This is a genomic window from Streptomyces sp. NPDC041200 (assembly GCF_055591805.1).
The window spans coordinates 20296-33249 of record NZ_JBVIZF010000035.1; the positions used below are offsets into that span (position 1 = coordinate 20296).

The following is a 12954-nucleotide window of genomic DNA, read 5'->3' on the forward strand; positions in this document are numbered from 1 at the left end:
GGCTACCTGCCGGTTTCCTTCTCGTAGGCCTTGATGACCTCGTCCGTCGGGCCGTCCATCAGCAGCTCGCCCTTCTCCAGCCACAGCACCCGGTCACAGGTGTCCCGGATCGACTTGTTGTTGTGGCTGACCAGGAAGACCGTTCCGGCGTCCTTGCGCAGCTCCCGGATGCGGGCCTCGGAGCGCTTCTGGAACTTCCGGTCACCGGTGGCCAGGGCCTCGTCGATCATCAGCACATCGTGGTCCTTGGCCGCCGCGATGGAGAAGCGCAGCCGGGCCGCCATACCGGAGGAGTACGTCCGCATCGGGAGGGTGATGAAATCACCCTTCTCATTGATGCCCGAGAAGTCCACGATGTCCTCGTACCGCTCGCGGACCTGCTCCCGCGACATCCCCATCGCCAGACCGCCCAGTATGACGTTCCGCTCACCGGTGAGGTCGTTCATCAGCGCCGCGTTGACGCCCAGCAGCGACGGCTGGCCATCGGTGTACACGCTGCCGCGCTCGGCGGGCAACAGCCCCGCCACGGCCTTGAGCAGCGTCGACTTGCCCGAGCCATTGGAGCCGATCAGGCCGATCGACTCACCGCGGTAGGCCACGAAGGTGACCCCGCGCACGGCGTGCACCTCACGCATACCGGGCGAGCCCTTGCGGCGCATGATGCGGCTCAGCGCGGCCGTGGCGCTGCCACGGCCCTTGGGCCCGCCGTTGACGCGGTAGACGATGTGAACGTCGTCGGCGATGACGGTGGGCACACGCGCCCCGGCGGGCGCGGGCCGCTCGACGGTTTCCAGTGTCTGTTCAGCCACGGCCGTACTGCTCCTCCGCCTTCCAGAAGTACACGAAGCCCGCCGCGCCGATCACGACCGCCCAGCCGAGCGCGAAGGCCCAGACGTGGTCCGGCAGGTTCGACGCGCCGTACCCGTCGATCAGCGCGTACCGGATGAGGTCCATGTAAACAGCCGCCGGGTTCCACTGCAGAACGTCGGTGACCCAGCCGGGCACGTTCTTCTCCGCCAGCATGTTCGGGATGCTGAACATGACTCCGGACGCGTACATCCACGTCCGCAGCAGGAACGGCATCAGCTGCGCGAGGTCCGGCGTCTTGGCGCCCATCCGGGCGACGATGAGCGAGAGACCGGTGTTGAACACGAACTGCAGCGTCAGCGCCGGGATCACCAGCAGCCACGACAGACCGGGGTAGCTGCCGAAGGACACCATGATGACGACCAGCACGATCATCGAGAACAGCAGCTGCTGGAGCTGCTGGAGCGAGAACGAGATCGGCAGCGAGGCCCGCGGGAAGTGCAGCGCCCTGACCAGACCGAGATTGCCCGAGATCGACCTCACACCGGCGAGGACCGAGTTCTGGGTGAAGGTGAAGACGAAGACACCTGTCACCAGGAACGGAATGAAGACCTCGTGCGACATCCCGCGGCTGGTGCTCAGCAGCAGCCCGAAGATGAGGTAGTACACCAGCGCGTTCAGGAGCGGCGTCGCCACCTGCCACAGCTGACCCAGCTTGGCCTGGCTGTACTGCGCCGTCAGCTTGGCCTGGGAGAACGCCAGGATGAAGTGGCGGCGGCCCCACATCTGGCGGATGTACGCCCCGAGGCCCACCCGGGCGCCGCTCACCGACAGGCCGTACTTCTTCGCCAGCTCGGCCGGGGACAGGCCGTCGTCGGGTGAGGGCGGGGCACTCACGGCGACCGCACTGTCGTGCGTAGTCTCGCTCACAGTTGACACTTTCGTCTTCAGGGTGCGCTGAGCGGGGCCGCGCCCCGGTCGCGCTCGATGCGTATCTGATACGAGCTTGTCAGATGACAGGAGGCCGGCCCAGTCGGGTCAGGCGCCATACCGTACGCCACTTCATGGGCCGCCGCGGACCGCAAGGGGTCTTCCAGCCTTCGCGGAACCCGCCCAGCCAGGCACGCAGCGCGGTCTTGGAGGGACGCCTGGCCAGCGTGAGCAGCAGCCAGACGCCCAGGTACACGGGCACGAGCAGGGCCGGAAGGTTTCGCCGGGCCAGCCAGACCCGGTTGCGCGCCACCATGCGGTGGTAGACCGCGTGCCTGCTGGGCGCGGTGGTCGGGTGGTGCAGCACCATGTCCGACCGGTAGTCGATCATCCATCCCGCGTCCAGCGCCCGCCAGGCCAGATCGGTCTCCTCATGGGCGTAGAAGAAGTCGTCCGGCAACCCTCCGACCTGCTCGAAGACCGCAGTGCGGACCGCGTTGGCACCACCGAGGAAGGTGGTGACCCGCGAGGACCGCATCGGGTCGGCGGCGCGCAGCCGGGGCACATGGCGGCGCTGGGTGACGCCCGTGTCGGGGTCGGCGATACGGAAGGAGATGATGCCCAGCTCCGGGTCGTCGGCGAACGCCGCACGGCACAGCTCGGCCGTGTCGGTGCCCGGCAGCAGCCCGTCGTCGTCCAGGAACAGCAGCACGTCGACGTCGCGGCCGCCCGGCCCGAACGCCTCGATGCCGACGTTGCGCCCCGCCGGGATGCCCACGTTCTCGGGCAGCTCGACGGTCCGTACGTCCTCGGGGAGCGCCGGAAGCGGTGAGCCGTTGCCCACGACGACCACCTCGACCCGGTCGCCGTCCTGCTTGGCGACCGAGTCGAGCAGCGCGCGCAGCTCTTCGGGGCGGTTGCCCATCGTCAGGACGACCGCTCCGACCTTCATCGTGCCGCCCGTCACTTGAGCCTGCTCGACGCGAGGATGGACACCAGGTGAAGCAGGGTTTGCACCAAAGCGATACCGGCGAGCACGGCCACACCCAGCCGGGTGAAGAAGAGGTCGCCGCGCACCTGGTCCACGACCGCCAGCGCGAGGACCAGCAGCGACGCCTCGATCCCGAGGATCAGCCGGTGGAACTGCAGCGCCGCGGCCGCCTTGCGGGCCAGCGCCATACCGGACGAGCGCGGCTCGGACGCCGCCTCCTTGACCGGGGGAAGACCGCCCTGGTGCCGGGCGACACCGACGAGGTCGGTCTCGGCCTTGATCAGGACGGCACCGAGCGCGGCGAGGGTGCCGAGGAACGCCCACAGCCAGTCGATCCGCCCGGAGCCCCACAGGTCGGCGGCGCGCAGACCGAAGCCGACGAGCACCGCGGCGTCGCACAGGTAGGCGCCGACCCGGTCCAGGTACACACCGCTCAGCGAGAACTGCTTCTTCCAGCGGGCTATCTCGCCGTCGACGCAGTCCAGCAGCAGGTAGAGCTGGACCATCAGCACCCCGAGCACGGCGCCCGCGATCCCCGGCACCAGCAGTGCCGGGGCCGCGAGGACGCCGAAGACGGTCATCAGATACGTCAGCTGGTTGGGCGTGACCCGCGTGTTCACCAGGTGCCGGTCGCAGCGCAGCGAGATCTCCCGCATGTACAGGCGCCCGGCCCAGTGCTCACCGCTCCGCCGGTCCTTCACCCCCACGGGGTGAACGACCGGGCGGAGTTCAGCCACTGATGGCTTGACTGACTGCTTTGGCATAGTCGGCGTAAGCGTCCCTGATCGCGTCGGAAGAGAGGTCGAGGTGCTCGAGGATCGTGTAGCGCCCGGGGCGGGTCTTCGGCGCGTACTCCACGACCTGGACGAACTCGTCCACGGTGAAGCCGATCTCCTCGGGCAGCACCGGAAGACCGTGCCGGTGCAGCACTTCGGCCATGAACGCCGACTGCTCGTGCTCCCCGCGCAGGTACATCGCGAACGCCCCGCCAAGCCCGCACTGCTCGCCGTGGCTCGCCGCGCGCTTGGGGAACATGAGGTCGAAGGCGTGGTTGATCTCGTGGCAGGCGCCGGACGCCGGACGGGAGTCGCCCGCGACCGACATCGAGATGCCGGTGAGGACCAGGCCCTCGGCCAGCACCTGGAGGAAGCTGTCGTCGCCGACGCCGCCGGGGTGGCGCAGCACGGCCTCGCCCGCCTGGCGTGCCATGGCGGCCGCGAGTCCGTCGATCTGCTCGCCCGTCTCGCGGTGGGACAGCTCCCAGTCCGCGACCGCCGAGATGTTGGAGAGCGCGTCGCCGATGCCGGAGCGGACGAAGCGGACCGGGGCCTCGCGGATCACATCGAGGTCGATGACCACGGCGATCGGGTTCGGCACCCCGTACGAGCCGCGGCCCGCGTCGTTGTCGAGCGTCGCGACCGGTGAGCACAGACCGTCGTGCGAGAGGTTCGTGGCGACGGCGACCAGCGGAAGGCCGATGCGCGCCGCGGCGAACTTCGCACAGTCGATGATCTTGCCACCGCCGAGCCCCACGACCGCGTCGTAGTGCCCGGACTTCATCCGGTCGGCGAGCTTGATCGCGTCATCGAGGGTGCCGCCGCCCACCTCGTACCAGCTCGCGCCCGGCAGCGCCGGGGCCAGCCGCTCGCGCAGCAGGGCCCCGGAGCCGCCGCTGATCGCGACGGCGAGCTTGCCGGAGGACGAGATCCGCTGGTCGGCCAGGACGTCCGCCAGGTCGTCCAGGGCGCCCGCGCGGATGTCGACGACGAGCGGCGAGGGGATGAGCCTCGTCAGTACTGGCACGCGATCTCACGGCCCTTCGCCAGGTCGTCATGGTTGTCGATCTCGACCCACTTGACGTCGCCGATCGGGGCCACGTCGACCTTGAAGCCGCGGTTGACCAGCTCCTGGTAGCCGTCCTCGTAGTAGAGGTCGGGGTCGCGCTCGAAGGTGGTCTTCAGCGCGTCGGCGAGGTCGGCCGCGGCGTCGCCCTCGATGAGGGTGACGCCGATGTACTCGCCGGTCGCCTCGGCCGGGTCCATCAGCTTGGTGATCTTCTGGACGCCCTTGGCGGGGTCCGCGACGACCTTCATCTCCTCGTCGGCGAGCTGCTTCACCGTGTCGAGCGCGAGGATGATCTTCTGGCCGTTGCCCTGCGCGGCGAGCAGGGTCTTCTCGACGGAGACCGGGTGCACGGTGTCGCCGTTGGCGAGGATCACGGTGTGCTTGATCGCGTCACGCGCGCACCACAGGGAGTAGGCGTTGTTCCACTCCTCGGCCTTGTCGTTGTCGATCAGGGTGAGCTTGAGGCCGTACTTCTGCTCCAGGGCCTCCTTGCGCTCGTACACCGCTTCCTTGCGGTAGCCGACCACGATCGCGACCTCGGTCAGGCCGACCTCCGCGAAGTTGCCGAGGGTCAGGTCGAGGACGGTGGTCTCACCGTCGACCGGCACCAGGGCCTTGGGGAGGGTGTCGGTGTAGGGGCGCAGACGCCGTCCGGCGCCGGCCGCCAGCACGAGGCCGATCATGCGGGTTCTCCTGTTTCGTCGTGGACAGCGGGTGCTCCGGAGGACACCCAGAAGCGGATGCTCTCGATGAGCACCGTCAGCGCGATGACCACGGCGAGCGCGGTCAGCGCGATGGTGAAACCTTGGTTCGGGCCGCCCTGGCTCCGGCCGAGCAGCAGCGCGGCGATGGCCGTGACCACCAGGATCCGCCCCTCGTGCCCGCCTATCGCCCGCACCAGCCAGTGCGGGGGCGCCCCGGTGCCGCCGCGGATGCGGTACACCGTGTCGTAGTGATGGTAGGCGACGGCCGCCACCAGCCCGAAAGCAGCGGGCAACGCTCCGTTTACCTGCGACCGTGCCGCGAGGATGAGGACGGTCCCGTACTCGGCGGCCCGGAAGAGCGGCGGCACCAGCCAGTCGAGCGGGCCCTTCAGCGGTGCGGCGACGGCGCAGCCCGCGAGGACGGCGTACAGCGCGGCGGCCGCGACGGCGAGCCAGGACCCGGCGGGCAGCGCGGCGGCGCCGGCGACGAGCGCCGCGGCGCCGAAGGCGGCCGTGACGGGGGCCAGGTACGCCGACGGCCGGTGAGCCGTGGCCTTGGCGATCAGCTCGGCGAGCGGGCCCGAGTCCGCGAGGTCGGCGAGGGCCTGGGCGGCGCGGTCGGTGCGCCGCGCCTTGCGGGTGAGCGAGCGCAGCACCCGGCCCGCGGTTGTGTAGCAGGCGGCCAGCGCACAGCCGATGATCAGGACGTAGAGGGTGATGCGGGGCGTGGTGAGCGCGGTCAGCACGGCGATCATCGCCCAGCGCTCGCCGATCGGCAGCACGATCATGCGCCGCACCCAGACCGTCCAGCCGACGCTGTTGAGGCGGTCGGAGAGGGCGGCGGTGGGGCTGCTGTTGCCGGTGGCGTCGTGGTTGGCCTCGTTGAAGGAGAAGTCCACGACGTGGCGGCAGCTCTGGAGCACCATCGCGCCCAGCGCGAGCGCCCACACGTCGTCCCCGCCGCCGTCGGCGTTGGCGGCCCCGAGGGCGAGGCCCGCGTAGTACGCGTACTCCTTGGCCCGGTCGAACGTCGCGTCCAGCCAGGCGCCGAGGGTGGAGTACTGCAGCGAGTAGCGGGCCAGCTGGCCGTCGGTGCAGTCGAGGACGAACGAGGCGATCAGCAGCAGCCCGGCCGCGACGAACCCGGACCGGGTGCCGGTGGCGGCGCAGCCCGCCGCGATGAGGGCGGTGAGGAGGGAGGCGGTGGTGACCTGATTGGGCGTCAGCCCGCGGCGGGCGCACCAGCGGGCGATGTAGCGGGAGTAAGGGCTGACGCAGAACGTCGTGAAGAAGCCGTCGCGCCCCTTCACGGCGGCGCGCAGCCGCACCTTCTCCTCGTCCACGGCCGCGGTCTCCGCCAGCGCCGCCGCCCGCCGCTCCGCGTCCGTGGGCACGGTGGCGACGAGCACGCCCAGCTCGGGCCGGTGCGGGGCGACGCCTTCGGCGTCGAGGGCGGCGGCGATGTCGTCCACGAGGGAGGGCGTACGGGCTTCGGCCGCTTCCTCGGCGCTGCCGACCGTCGCCACCGATCCGGCGGCGCCCGCGTCCGCGCCCAGCCCGGCGGCGCCCGAGGGAGACGGCGCGCGCTCGGCGTGCCCGGCGGCGCCCGGGGCGGCCGTGGCGGACGTCACCGCGCGGGTGAGCGCGGCCCGTGCCTCCGGCTGCGCCGTCAGCGCGCCGGACACGGCGGCCGCGGGGAAGCGGGGGTCGGTCAGCGCCAGCCGCAGGGCATGGCCGTGACCGACGAAACGGGGATCGACGAGGGCCACCCGCTCACGCGGCGGGACGGCGGCCAGCTCCGTCGCCACCCCGGCCGCGCCGGTGGCCGTGCGCACGTCGAAACCCAGCGACCGCAGGTCGTCCTGGAGGGACGAGCCGGCGACCGGATCACCGGTGAGAATCGCGGTCGACAGACGAACTCACTCCTTGGCAGCTGACATGGGGCCGCGCCGCTCTGGCACAGGCCTTAAGCCCTCGGAACAGGGGGCATCGCGCATCCCGGTCCCGGGTGGGGCGGGCGGCATGTCGGCAGAGGCTATCGGATCGATGGAAGCAGCCGTTCACCGCGCATTCACCACACGATCGGGGGAACGACCGCTTCCGCGCGCCGCCGATCATCATGGTGGATGGCGTGTCCCCTCGACAAACGGGCGCTGCCCTGACCTGTGGATAGGGTGCCGTCATGACGTGGCTGATCACAGGTGGTGCCGGATATATCGGGGCGCATGTCGTGCGGGCGATGGCCCAGGCCGGTGAGCGGGTGGCCGTGCTCGACGACCTCTCCAGCGGAATCCCCGGGCGGCTGCCCGAGGACGTTCCGCTCGTACGCGGCTCCACGCTCGACCGTGAGCTGCTGGACCGTACGTTCGCCGAGCTGGACATCACCGGTGTGGTGCACCTGGCGGCGAAGAAGCAGGTCGGGGAGTCGGTCGAGCAGCCGCTGCGGTACTACCGGGAGAACGTGCACGGACTCACCGTGCTGCTGGAGGCCGTGGCCGACGCCGGGATCGGCAGCTTCCTCTTCTCCTCCTCCGCCGCCGTCTACGGCATGCCGGATGTGGAACTGGTCACCGAGGACACCCCGCGCGTGCCGATGAACCCGTACGGAGAGACCAAGCTCGCCGGAGAATGGCTGGTCAGGGCCGTGGGAGCGGCGCATTCGATCTCGACGGCGTGTCTGCGCTACTTCAATGTGGCGGGTGCCACGCGGCCCGAGCTGGCCGACACCGGCGTGTTCAACATCATCCCGATGATGTTCGAGCGGATCACACATGGGGAGGCCCCGAGGATCTTCGGTGACGACTATCCGACCCCGGACGGCACCTGCATCCGCGACTACATCCATGTGGAGGACCTGGCCTCCGCCCACCTCGCCGTGGCCCGCCGACTGGCCGCGTCCCCGGGCGCGGGCGATCTGACGGTGAACATCGGCACCGGCCAGGGGGTCTCGGTGCGCGAGATGGCCGACCTGATCGCCGAGGTCACCGGCCGCCACGAGCCCGCCCCCGTGGTCGAGCCCCGCCGCCCGGGCGACCCGGCCCGGGTCATCGGGTCGACCGAACTGATCACCAAGGAGCTGGGCTGGAGCGCCCGGCACGGGGTGCGCGCGATGGTCGAGTCGGCCTGGGAGGGCTGGTGCCTCCACCATCCCGAGGCGCGCCAGAGCTGAAAAGCTACGGCCGGTCGGCGGTACGGCCCGCCCGGAGCGCGATGCCCGCGTAGTTCACTGGGTGCGGGGGCCGTCCCGGGCAGGAGGGCCGTAGCGACATGGGCGCAGGTCATGACCACCGCACCGCGGGCGCCGGGCACCGGTGGCGGCTGCGGCTCGCGCTCGTCATCACCGTCACCGTGATGGTCGTGGAGATCGTCGGCGGGCTGCTCGCCGATTCGCTCGCACTGCTGGCGGACGCCGGGCACATGGCGACGGACGCGCTCGGCCTGGCCATGGCGCTGCTGGCGATCCACTTCGCGGGGCGCCCGCCGAGCCCGCGGCGTACGTATGGATACGCGCGCGCCGAGATCCTGGCGGCGCTGGGGAACTGTCTGCTGCTGTTCGGCGTCGGCGGCTACATCCTCTGCGAGGCGGTGCTGCGCCTCCTCGACCCCGCCGCCACCCAGGGCCGCCTGGTGATCGTCTTCGGGGCGGTCGGCCTGGTCGCGAACCTGGTGTCGCTGGCCCTGCTGCGGGGCGGGCAGCGGGAGAGCCTGAATGTGCGGGGCGCGTTCCTGGAGGTGCTGGCGGACGCCCTCGGATCGGTCGCGGTGCTGGTGTCGGCCGGGATCATCCTGGCCACGGGGTGGCAGGCGGCCGATCCGATCGCCTCGCTCGGGATCGCGCTCATGATCGTGCCGCGTACGTACGCCCTGCTCCGGGAGACGCTGAACGTCCTCCTGGAGGCGGCGCCGCGGAATGTGGACATGGCGTCGGTGCGCGCCCACATCCTCGCCCTGCCCGGGGTGGAGGGGCTGCACGATCTCCACGTATGGACGATCACCTCCGGAATGCCGGTGCTCTCCGCCCATGTGGTGGTCGGGCGACCGGTGCTCGACGCGGTGGGTCATGAGCGGCTGCTGCACGATCTCCAGGGATGTCTAGGGAAGCATTTCGACGTCGCACACTGCACGTTTCAGCTCGAACCGGGTGGACATGCTGATCACGAAGCCCGGCTGTGCCAGTGACACGTGCGTGGGTGCGGCAGACTTGGGGGCCAAAGTCGGAACTATGAGGACGGTCATGCCGATCACACCTGCCAGCGGCCCTTCCGCCGAGACCGCCACGTCCCCCGGGACGAACGGCTCGCCGGAATCGATCATGCTTGAACTGGTCGATGAGGACGGCACCACGATCGGCACCGCGGAGAAGCTGTCCGCGCACCGGGCGCCCGGGCAGCTGCACCGGGCGTTCTCCGTCTTCCTCTTCGACGCGCAGGGGCGGCTGCTGCTCCAGCGCCGCGCCCTGGGCAAGTACCACTCCCCCGGCGTGTGGTCGAACACCTGCTGCGGCCATCCGTACCCCGGCGAGCCGCCGTTCGTGGCCGCGGCCCGCCGGACGGGCGAGGAGCTGGGCGTCGCGCCCGCGCTGCTCGGCGAGGCGGGCACGGTCCGCTACAACCACCCGGACCCGGCCTCGGGCTTGGTCGAGCAGGAGTACAACCACCTGTTCGTCGGGCTGCTGAAGGAGACGCCGCGACCGGATCCGCAGGAGATCGGCGAGACGGCCTTCGTCACGCCGGACGAGCTGGCGAAGCTGCATGCGGAGGGTCCGTTCTCGGCCTGGTTCATGACCGTGCTGGACGCGGCCCGGCCGGCGATCCGGGAGCTGGCCGGGGCGGCCGCAGGCTGGTGAGCTGCCCGCCGGGGCCGCCGGGGGCGGGGCCGGGAGCGGCGGAGGTCAGCGGCAGGGTCGCCCAGACCGCCTTGCCGCCGCTCGCCGTGTGATCGACGTCGTACCGCCCGCCGGACTCCTCCGCGATCGCCCGCACCAGCAGCAGTCCGCGGCCGCCGGTCCGGTCCTGGTCCGTCTCCAGCTCCAGGGGCCTGGGCCGGTACGGATGGTTGTCCTCGACGGCGACCCGCACCCAGCCCCGGCGGATCGACACCTCGACGGCGATCTGCGGGGAGAGCAGGGCCGCGTGCCGCACCGCGTTGGTGACCAGCTCGGAGACGATCAGCAGCAGATTCGGCACCAGATCGCCGTGCCCGGCCACCCCCTGATGGGTCAGCAGATCGCGCACCGCGTGCCGGGCCTGCGGTACGGAGGTTTCGAGGGCCGGAGCGGTGAACCGCCACACCCCCTCCCCGACCCCCTCACCGACCGCCGGTCCGCGCGGCGGGGCGTGCCCCTGTTCGGCTCTCCCGACGATCTCCATGCCCGACACCCACCCATCGCCACGGCTCGACCTCTCGGGTCGAGTGTTGGGAACGGTCAGGTACGGACCGGTGGAGTTGACGTAACTTCACGCCTATCGACTACTTTTGTTCGTTGGCGTATGCCAGGGTCACACGCTCGACTGTTCCTGCCCGTCTGGATGACGCCCTCTGGTGCCTATGGCTTGACCCTCGCGCAGTGCCCCGGCCCGGCGCCCTCGGGACGTGCGGCGGGCGGCCCGGATACGATCCGCCGCATGGAGCCCTGCCTGCGGCACGACGTCACGGACGGCATAGCGACCGTCGTCATCCGCAATCCCGCCAAGCGCAACGCGCTGACCCCCGCCATGTGGCGCGCGCTGCCCCCGCTGCTCGACCAGTTCGCGGCCGACCCCGCCGTACGGGCCCTCGTGCTCACCGGCCACGGGGACACCTTCTGCGCGGGCGCCGACATCGGCTCACTGAGCGCGACGTACGAGGAGACGACGGGCCTCGCCCTGCCCGCCGAGGAGGCCCTCGCGGCCTTCCCCAAACCGACGCTGGCCGCGGTGCGCGGCTACTGCGTGGGCGGCGGCTGCCAGTTGGCGGCCGCCTGCGATCTGCGGTTCGCGGAGGAGGGCGCGCTCTTCGGGATCACCCCGGCCAAGCTCGGCATCGTCTACGCCCCCGGCTCCACCCGGCGGCTGGTGGAGCTGACCGGACCGGCAGCCGCCAAGTACCTGCTGTTCTCAGGCGAGCTGATCGACACCGCGCGGGCGCTGCGCACCGGGCTGGTCGACGAGGTGCTGCCGACCGGTGAGCTGGACAAGCGGATCGCGGAGTTCACACGGGTGCTGGTGTCCCGGTCGCAGCTCACCCAGGCGGCGGCCAAGGAGTTCGCCGCCGGGCCCGCCGACGCGGAGCGCATCGCGTACTGGCAGGCACAGGTGGGGGCCAGCGGGGAGGCCGGGGAGGGGATCGCCGCCTTCCTGGAGCGCCGGGCGCCACGCTTCGGCTGGACCCCGCCGGTCGCCTGACGGCACCGGCGCCTCCCCCGGACCAGGCTTCCGGACCCGGCTGACAGCTTTTCTTACCAGCCGGTAGCGTGCGGCCCATGACCACTCTTCCCGAGCGCGCCGTACGGCGCTGCCACTCCGTCGTCAATCCGCTGCACTCCTGCGTCTACTTCGCCCCGGACTACGCCAACGAGCTGACCGAGCTGGGCCTGGAGGAGCGGGGCGCCGTCTACTTCGTGGGCCGTGCGGCGGCGTTCGGCCGGGTGGGCGCCGGGACCGTTACCGCGACCTTCTACAACTTCAAGCACGACCTGGTCGCCCGCCACATCCCGCGCGCCTGGGACGTGGTCTCCCCCGAGGCCGCCCTGGAGGCCCGGCTGCGGGCGGCCGACTCCGTACTGCGGCGGCTGCTCGGGGACGACGCGGTGGCCTCGAAGGAGATGGCCGAGGCCGCCGAGCTGGCGCTGCGCGCGACCGAGGCGTGTTCCCGCTCCGCACGTCCCCTGTACGCCGCCCACGCCGACCTCCCGGTGCCCGAGGCCCCGCACCTGGCCCTGTGGCACGCCGCCACCCTGCTGCGCGAGCACCGCGGCGACACCCATCTGCTGACCCTCGTCGCCGCCGGGCTGGACGGGGTGGAGGCCATGGTCAGCCACGCGGCGACCGGCAAGGGCATGTCCCCGAAGTGGCTCCTCGCCACCCGCGGCTGGTCGGCCGAGGAGCTGGCCGCCGGGCGGGACCGGCTGCGCGAGCGCGGGCTGCTGGACGAGGCGGGCGAGCTGACCCAGGCGGGGATCGACCAGCGCGAGGCCTTGGAGGCCGAGACGGACCGCCTGGACGCCGCCCCGTACGAGCACCTGGGCGCGGCCGGGGTGGCCCGGCTGACGGAGCTGGCCGGGGCGTTCACGGCGCGGGCCATGGAGGCGGGCGCCTTCCCGGCGGACCTCCGCGGCAAGGGCTGACACGCCGCCCTGAGGTCGGGGCGGGTTTGCGCGGAGCGAGGCGGGATACCCGGCTGATGAGTGATCGGCCGCCCTTTCACCGGGCGCCCAACCGCGCGCCGCGCACGCCGGCGAGTGCCCGTGCTCCGCGTACGTGCGGCGCCCAGCGGCGGCTGCCGACCCGCTCCCGACCCGATGGGAGGTCTGAAGTGTTGCGAGCTATCGCCGATGTGCTCCGTGCCATCGGATCCGCGATCGCCACGGTGGTGACGCTTCCGTTCCGTGCCATTGCCCGGCTGTTCGGCGGGGCCGCCGACACGGCGGGCGGCGCACGCCGCCGCCGGCACATCTGAGCCCGGTACGCGCCCTCCGAC

The 12954-nt window shown here is 71.4% G+C and carries 14 protein-coding genes; 6 read left to right on the forward strand and 8 right to left on the reverse strand.

The features are described from left to right. Positions 1 to 2 precede the first annotated feature (2 nt). The 7 genes from ACZ6CL_RS36865 to ACZ6CL_RS36895 all read right to left on the reverse strand — a co-directional run bounded on the left by ACZ6CL_RS36865 (position 3) and on the right by ACZ6CL_RS36895 (position 7190). Positions 3 to 809, reverse strand: coding sequence for an ABC transporter ATP-binding protein (locus tag ACZ6CL_RS36865; RefSeq protein WP_468944369.1), 807 nt, complete (start codon positions 807 to 809; stop codon positions 3 to 5). Continuing rightward, positions 802 to 1737 (reverse strand): ABC transporter permease, encoded by a 936-nt coding sequence (locus ACZ6CL_RS36870; RefSeq protein ID WP_468944372.1) that lies wholly within the window; start codon positions 1735 to 1737, stop codon positions 802 to 804. Before ACZ6CL_RS36870 ends, ACZ6CL_RS36865 begins: the two co-directional genes overlap by 8 nt. 79 nt (positions 1738 to 1816) lie before the next feature. After that, positions 1817 to 2689, reverse strand: a complete 873-nt coding sequence (locus ACZ6CL_RS36875; RefSeq protein ID WP_468944436.1) for a glycosyltransferase family 2 protein — start codon at positions 2687 to 2689, stop codon at positions 1817 to 1819. A gap of 11 nt (positions 2690 to 2700) precedes the next feature. Next, positions 2701 to 3492 carry a CDP-alcohol phosphatidyltransferase family protein gene (locus ACZ6CL_RS36880; protein WP_385442591.1) on the reverse strand — a complete coding sequence of 264 codons (792 nt, stop codon included), beginning with the start codon at positions 3490 to 3492 and terminating at the stop codon, positions 2701 to 2703. Then, positions 3458 to 4531, reverse strand: a complete 1074-nt coding sequence (locus ACZ6CL_RS36885) for an iron-containing alcohol dehydrogenase family protein (RefSeq protein ID WP_361479034.1) — start codon at positions 4529 to 4531, stop codon at positions 3458 to 3460. Before ACZ6CL_RS36885 ends, ACZ6CL_RS36880 begins: the two co-directional genes overlap by 35 nt. After that, positions 4519 to 5256, reverse strand: a complete 738-nt coding sequence (locus ACZ6CL_RS36890; RefSeq protein ID WP_361479031.1) for a phosphocholine cytidylyltransferase family protein — start codon at positions 5254 to 5256, stop codon at positions 4519 to 4521. Before ACZ6CL_RS36890 ends, ACZ6CL_RS36885 begins: the two co-directional genes overlap by 13 nt. After that, a complete protein-coding gene (locus tag ACZ6CL_RS36895; RefSeq protein ID WP_468944437.1) occupies positions 5253 to 7190 on the reverse strand; it encodes a DUF5941 domain-containing protein in 1938 nt (645 codons plus the stop codon). Before ACZ6CL_RS36895 ends, ACZ6CL_RS36890 begins: the two co-directional genes overlap by 4 nt. Before the next feature lie 269 nt (positions 7191 to 7459). On the opposite strand from ACZ6CL_RS36895, the gene galE reads away from it, so the two are divergent. The 3 genes from galE (at position 7460) to idi (ending at position 10123) form a co-directional block, all read left to right on the forward strand. Beyond that, positions 7460 to 8446 carry a UDP-glucose 4-epimerase GalE gene (galE, locus tag ACZ6CL_RS36900; RefSeq protein WP_468944376.1) on the forward strand — a complete coding sequence of 329 codons (987 nt, stop codon included), beginning with the start codon at positions 7460 to 7462 and terminating at the stop codon, positions 8444 to 8446. Between the two features lie 98 nt (positions 8447 to 8544). Next, positions 8545 to 9456, forward strand: a complete 912-nt coding sequence (locus ACZ6CL_RS36905) for a cation diffusion facilitator family transporter (protein WP_468944379.1) — start codon at positions 8545 to 8547, stop codon at positions 9454 to 9456. Between the two features lie 55 nt (positions 9457 to 9511). Beyond that, positions 9512 to 10123, forward strand: a complete 612-nt coding sequence (gene idi / locus ACZ6CL_RS36910; protein ID WP_468944381.1) for an isopentenyl-diphosphate Delta-isomerase — start codon at positions 9512 to 9514, stop codon at positions 10121 to 10123. On the opposite strand, the gene ACZ6CL_RS36915 is transcribed toward idi, so the two are convergent. After that, positions 10056 to 10646 carry an ATP-binding protein gene (locus ACZ6CL_RS36915; RefSeq protein WP_468944383.1) on the reverse strand — a complete coding sequence of 197 codons (591 nt, stop codon included), beginning with the start codon at positions 10644 to 10646 and terminating at the stop codon, positions 10056 to 10058. The genes idi and ACZ6CL_RS36915 overlap by 68 nt on opposite strands. Before the next feature lie 255 nt (positions 10647 to 10901). Here ACZ6CL_RS36915 and ACZ6CL_RS36920 point away from each other — a divergent pair, with 255 nt between their 5' ends. The 3 genes from ACZ6CL_RS36920 to ACZ6CL_RS36930 all read left to right on the forward strand — a co-directional run bounded on the left by ACZ6CL_RS36920 (position 10902) and on the right by ACZ6CL_RS36930 (position 12933). Then, positions 10902 to 11660, forward strand: coding sequence for an enoyl-CoA hydratase/isomerase family protein (locus ACZ6CL_RS36920; protein ID WP_468944385.1), 759 nt, complete (start codon positions 10902 to 10904; stop codon positions 11658 to 11660). Between the two features lie 77 nt (positions 11661 to 11737). Then, a complete protein-coding gene (locus tag ACZ6CL_RS36925) occupies positions 11738 to 12601 on the forward strand; it encodes an SCO6745 family protein (RefSeq protein ID WP_468944388.1) in 864 nt (287 codons plus the stop codon). Positions 12602 to 12789: 188 nt separating this feature from the next. Beyond that, positions 12790 to 12933 carry an LPFR motif small protein gene (locus tag ACZ6CL_RS36930; protein ID WP_167542478.1) on the forward strand — a complete coding sequence of 48 codons (144 nt, stop codon included), beginning with the start codon at positions 12790 to 12792 and terminating at the stop codon, positions 12931 to 12933. Positions 12934 to 12954 lie beyond the last annotated feature (21 nt).